Origin of the sequence: Salipiger sp. HF18 (assembly GCF_011806505.1) — a bacterium.
Classification (GTDB): Bacteria; Pseudomonadota; Alphaproteobacteria; order Rhodobacterales; family Rhodobacteraceae; genus Salipiger; species Salipiger thiooxidans.
In genome coordinates this window covers 1-4513 of the sequence record NZ_JAATOS010000327.1, presented here as the reverse complement: position 1 = coordinate 4513, position 4513 = coordinate 1, and the positions used below count along the sequence as shown (strand labels likewise).

General features: G+C 64.2%; 5 protein-coding genes. 2 read left to right on the top strand and 3 right to left on the bottom strand.

The window, feature by feature from the left end; translation table 11 throughout:
* The 3 genes from HC022_RS19685 to HC022_RS19675 form a co-directional block, all read right to left on the bottom strand.
* The coding region (locus tag HC022_RS19685) for a YbjN domain-containing protein (RefSeq protein WP_167453554.1) at positions 1-337 on the bottom strand (337 nt) is incomplete at its 3' end.
* A gap of 245 nt (positions 338-582) precedes the next feature.
* Entirely contained in the window at positions 583-1134 is a 552-nt protein-coding gene (locus HC022_RS19680; RefSeq protein WP_368484703.1) for a DUF3859 domain-containing protein, read from the bottom strand.
* A gap of 141 nt (positions 1135-1275) precedes the next feature.
* On the bottom strand, positions 1276-2874 hold the full coding sequence (locus tag HC022_RS19675; protein WP_089958849.1) for a phosphoenolpyruvate carboxykinase: 1599 nt from the start codon (positions 2872-2874) through the stop codon (positions 1276-1278).
* 366 nt (positions 2875-3240) lie between these two features.
* On the opposite strand from HC022_RS19675, the gene HC022_RS19670 reads away from it, so the two are divergent.
* Both HC022_RS19670 and HC022_RS19665 read left to right on the top strand, forming a co-directional pair.
* The gene (locus HC022_RS19670) at positions 3241-3942 is read left to right on the top strand and encodes a response regulator transcription factor (RefSeq protein ID WP_008883524.1); all 702 of its coding nucleotides are present in this window, start codon (positions 3241-3243) and stop codon (positions 3940-3942) included.
* A gap of 3 nt (positions 3943-3945) precedes the next feature.
* A partial coding sequence (locus HC022_RS19665) for a sensor N-terminal transmembrane domain-containing protein (RefSeq protein WP_175583653.1) occupies positions 3946-4513 on the top strand: 568 nt, incomplete at its 3' end.

Genomic DNA, 4513 nt, shown 5'->3' with positions numbered 1-4513 from the left:
CCCACACGAGGCCGTAGCGGTAGCCCATGAGCTTGTGCTCTCCCCAGTAGCTGAACGCGCCCGCCCAGCACTGGTCGTTGACCGCGTTGAGGCCCTCGTAGAGCTGGGGCATGGCGTCCTCGGGGGGCTCCATCTCGAAGGTGCAGATCAGGCGCAGGGTCTCGTCATAGGGCGACCATGCGAGGGTGATGGAATAGGTGCGCCACTGGCCCTCGACCGCCATGGCGATCTGGTCCTCGGCCACGCGGTCGAAATCCCACTCATGGTGTTCGGCCAGCCCTTCGACGATGTCGATGGGGTGAATTTCGTCGCTCAGAAACTCTTCGGACAGTGCCATGCGCCACCTCTTGTGCTCGTAGCGCCGGGGGAAAGGCAACGCCCCAAGCGCTAGCTGACTGCTCTAGGGGCTGGGAGTTGTTCCCCTCCCCTTACCATATATCGTGCCTGTGGGGGGCATCTTCTGTAAAGCGAAATATTTGTGGACAACGCAATAAGTTGTGGACTCCTGAGGGCTGCGCCCAAGATGACGCCTGTGGAGATGTGGACAGGCTGTGGACATGTGGAGAAGCCGCGGGCCGCGGCTCAGGACACGAAATCCTGCCCGTAGCAGACCGAGAGCACCGCCGGTGCCGCCAGTTCCGAGACCACTTCGAAGCGCTGCTCCATGAGCCGCTCGCCGCCCTCCTCGATCGCCATGATCCACTCGCCGGTGACCAGCTCGTAGGGGTATTCGAAGGTGAAGAGGTTGAGGCTGTTGCGCCCCTCGGCCAGCGGCGCGACCCAGGTCTCGCGGGTGATGCCCTCGGGGCCCATCGGCGGGTGAGTGACGATCACCGTCACGTCGCGGTCGCCCGCCCCCGGCAGCAGGGTGAACTTGACGCCGAAGCTGATGCCCGTCTTGGCCGGGACGACGCGGGTGGTGATGTCCATCTCGCGGTTCTGGCCGACGAGGTTGATCGCGCCCATGATCGTGTCGGGCGCCTCGCGCGAGCCCTCGGGCGTCACCTGGCAGATGATGCCGTGGTCGATCATCACCACCGGCTCGTGCGCATAGGACTCGGCCGGCGCCGCGGCGGCGAGGCAGGGCCATACGAGCAGGCAGGCGGCAAGGGTGGTCGGTCGCAGCACGGGCACGGCACTCTCCGAAAACGTGTGGATGCGCTGCCGGGACAGCCTGCCGGGCCGCGCAGGAAAACCCCCGTCCCCGCAAACACCCCCGCAAAGAAAGACGCCCGCCGGCTGGGCGGGCGTCGATCAGGCACTCCGGGGCGCGGCTCAGCCGATGGCGGCGGCCTTCACGTCCTCGTCGATGTAGGGCACGTACTGCTCGAAGTTGTCGGCGAACATCTTCACCAGCTTCTCGGCCTGTGCGTCGAAGGCGTCCTTGTCGGACCAGGTGCGGCGCGGATCCAGCAGCAGCTCGGGCACGCCCTCGACCGCGACCGGAACCTCGAAGCCGAAGTTCGGATCCTTGCGGAACTCGACCTTGTTCAGCGAGCCGTTCAGGGCCGAGTGCAGCAGCGCACGAGTGGCCTTGATCGGCATACGGTGGCCGGTGCCGTAGGCGCCGCCGGTCCAGCCGGTGTTGACCAGCCAGCAGGTCGCGCCGTGCTTGGCGATCTTGTCGCGCAGCAGGTTGCCGTAGGCCTCGGGGCGCAGCGGCATGAAGGGGGCGCCGAAGCAGGTCGAGAAGGTCGGCTGCGGCTCGGTCACGCCACGCTCGGTGCCCGCCACCTTCGAGGTGAAGCCCGACAGGAAGTGGTACATCGCCTGCGCCGGGGTCAGCCGCGCGATCGGCGGCAGCACGCCGAAGGCGTCGCAGGTCAGCATGATGATGTTCTTCGGGTGTCCGCCGAGCGCGGTCGACGACGCGTTCGAGATGTACTCGAGCGGGTAGGCGCAGCGCATGTTGGCGGTGAGCGAGTCGTCCTCGAAGTCGAGCTCGAAGGTCTCGGGATCGTAGATCATGTTCTCGATCACGGTGCCGAACTTGGAGGTCGTGGCGAAGATCTCGGGCTCTGCCTCGGGCGACAGCGAGATGGTCTTGGCGTAGCAGCCCCCCTCGAAGTTGAAGGTGCCGCGGTCCGACCAGCCGTGCTCGTCGTCACCGATCAGGACGCGCTCGGGATCGGCCGAGAGCGTGGTCTTGCCGGTGCCCGACAGGCCGAAGAAGACGGCGGTGTCGACCGGGTTGTTCGGCGCGTGGTTGGCCGAGCAGTGCATCGCCATGATGCCCTTGAGCGGCAGCATGTAGTTGAGCAGCGTGAAGACCGACTTCTTGTTCTCGCCGGCGTATTCGGTGCCGCCGATGAGGATGGTCTTCTTGTCGAAGTTCAGCGCAATCACCGTGTCGCTGCGGCAGTTGTGCTTGGCCGGGTCGGCCTTGAAGCTCGGGCAGTTGATGACGGTGAAATCGGCGACGAACTCGTCGAGCGCGTCGCGGTCGGGGCGGCGCAGCATGTGGCGGATGAAGAGGCCGTGCCACGCGAGTTCGGTCACCATGCGGACCTTGATCGAGTAGGCCGGATCGGCGCCGCCGGTCAGGTCCTGCACGAAGTAGTCCTTGCCCTTCATGTGCTCGAGCATGTCGGCGTGCAGCGCGTCGAAGCCCTCGGGCGTCATCGCGCGGTTGTTCTCCCACCAGATGTTGTCCTCGACCGACGGGGTCTTGACCACATGCTTGTCCTGCGGGGAACGGCCGGTGAACTTGCCGGTGGTGACGTAGAAGGAGCCGCCCTTGCCGAGCGTGCCCTCGCCGCGTTTCAGGGCGGCCTCGATCAGCGCCGGCTCCATAAGATTGTAATAGACATTGCCCAGCCCTTCGATCCCTTGATCTTCAAGCCGGAATTGCGGGTTCACCCGTCCAAATGTCATCTGCCAAGCTCCTGTAGCCGCTACGTGCCGCGGCGGTCGTCATTCAGGACGGAAACGACGGAAAGCCTCCCCCGTCCGCCGGAAGTTCCCACCCCCGGCATCAGTGCCTTAGCACGGTGAATTGGCACTGGAACAGGACGCAAATCAAAGTTAGCGCAACCAAGTTTGGTTTAGCGTTAGCACCGGCGCGAGGCTGCCGAGACACCCGTCAAACGCTCGGACATTTTAGCCATTTCTTACAGAATTTCATCTGCAATGAACGCGCTCGACGTCGTGATTCGCAGTTTGGCATTGTTGAAAAATGCGGTATCCCGCATACTGCTGAAAAAAGTCGCGTAAGAAGAGCAGATAACAAGGAACTTGCGTATGTCGAAGATCGCTCTTGTGGATGACGACAGGAACATCCTGACCTCCGTGGCGATGACACTCGAGGCAGAGGGGTTCGAGGTCGAAACTTACAACGACGGCCAGTCCGCCCTCGATGCGTTCAGCAAGAAGATGCCCGACATGGCCGTCTTCGACATCAAGATGCCCCGGATGGACGGCATGGACCTGCTGCAGCGCGTCCGCCAGAAGTCCAAGATGCCAGTGATCTTCCTGACCTCCAAGGACGACGAGATCGACGAGGTGCTCGGCCTGCGCATGGGCGCCGACGACTACGTCAAGAAACCCTTCTCGCAGCGCCTGCTGGTCGAGCGCATCCGCGCCCTGCTGCGCCGCCAGGAGGCCGTCGCCACCGACATGGTCGGCGACACCGAGGAAACGAAGCTGATGACCCGCGGCTCGCTTACCATGGACCCGCTGCGCCATTCGGTGACATGGAAGGGGCAGGACGTCTCGCTCACCGTGACCGAATTCCTGCTGCTGCAGGCGCTGGCCCAGCGCCCCGGCTTCGTGAAATCCCGCGACCAGCTCATGGACGTCGCCTACGACGACCAGGTCTATGTCGACGACCGCACCATCGACAGCCACATCAAGCGCCTGCGCAAGAAGATGCGGACGGTGGACCCGGACTTCTCCGCAATCGAAACCCTGTATGGCATCGGCTATCGGTACAACGAAGAGTAAGCGATGGCCTTCGCCGAAAGGATCCCGATGCGCGACGACCAATCGGGTGAGAGGCAGGATGCGGATGTCATGCTGGGCGACGATTTCATAGCTCCCGACAGCATCGTCGAGAAGGAGCTGCGCGACAGCCGCGCGCGCCGGAGCCTCTTCTCGCTCAACCGCTCACCGCTGACCCGCAAGATCATCACGTTCAACCTGATTGCGCTGAACGTGCTGGTGGCGGGCATCCTGTGGATGAACTCCTCACGCGACACGCTGGTGCTGCAGCGTGGCAATTCGCTCGGTGCCGGCGCCGAGCTGATCGCCGACGTGTTCGAGGCAAGTCTGCCCGAGGCGCCCATCGTGGCGCTGGGGACCGATCCGGGCTTCGACCTCGGCCGTACCCTCGCGGCGCTCGACCTGCGGCAGGGGGTCGGGGTGATGATCTTCGACGCCGGCAACTTCCTCGTCGCCCAGACCGAGGGCACCCAGCCCCAGACCCTGCCCGCAGACCCGCGCGGCGAGTACCGCACCACGCTGATCTCGGATTTCCTCGACAGGGTCTGGCACCTCATCGCCGGGCTGTTCTCGT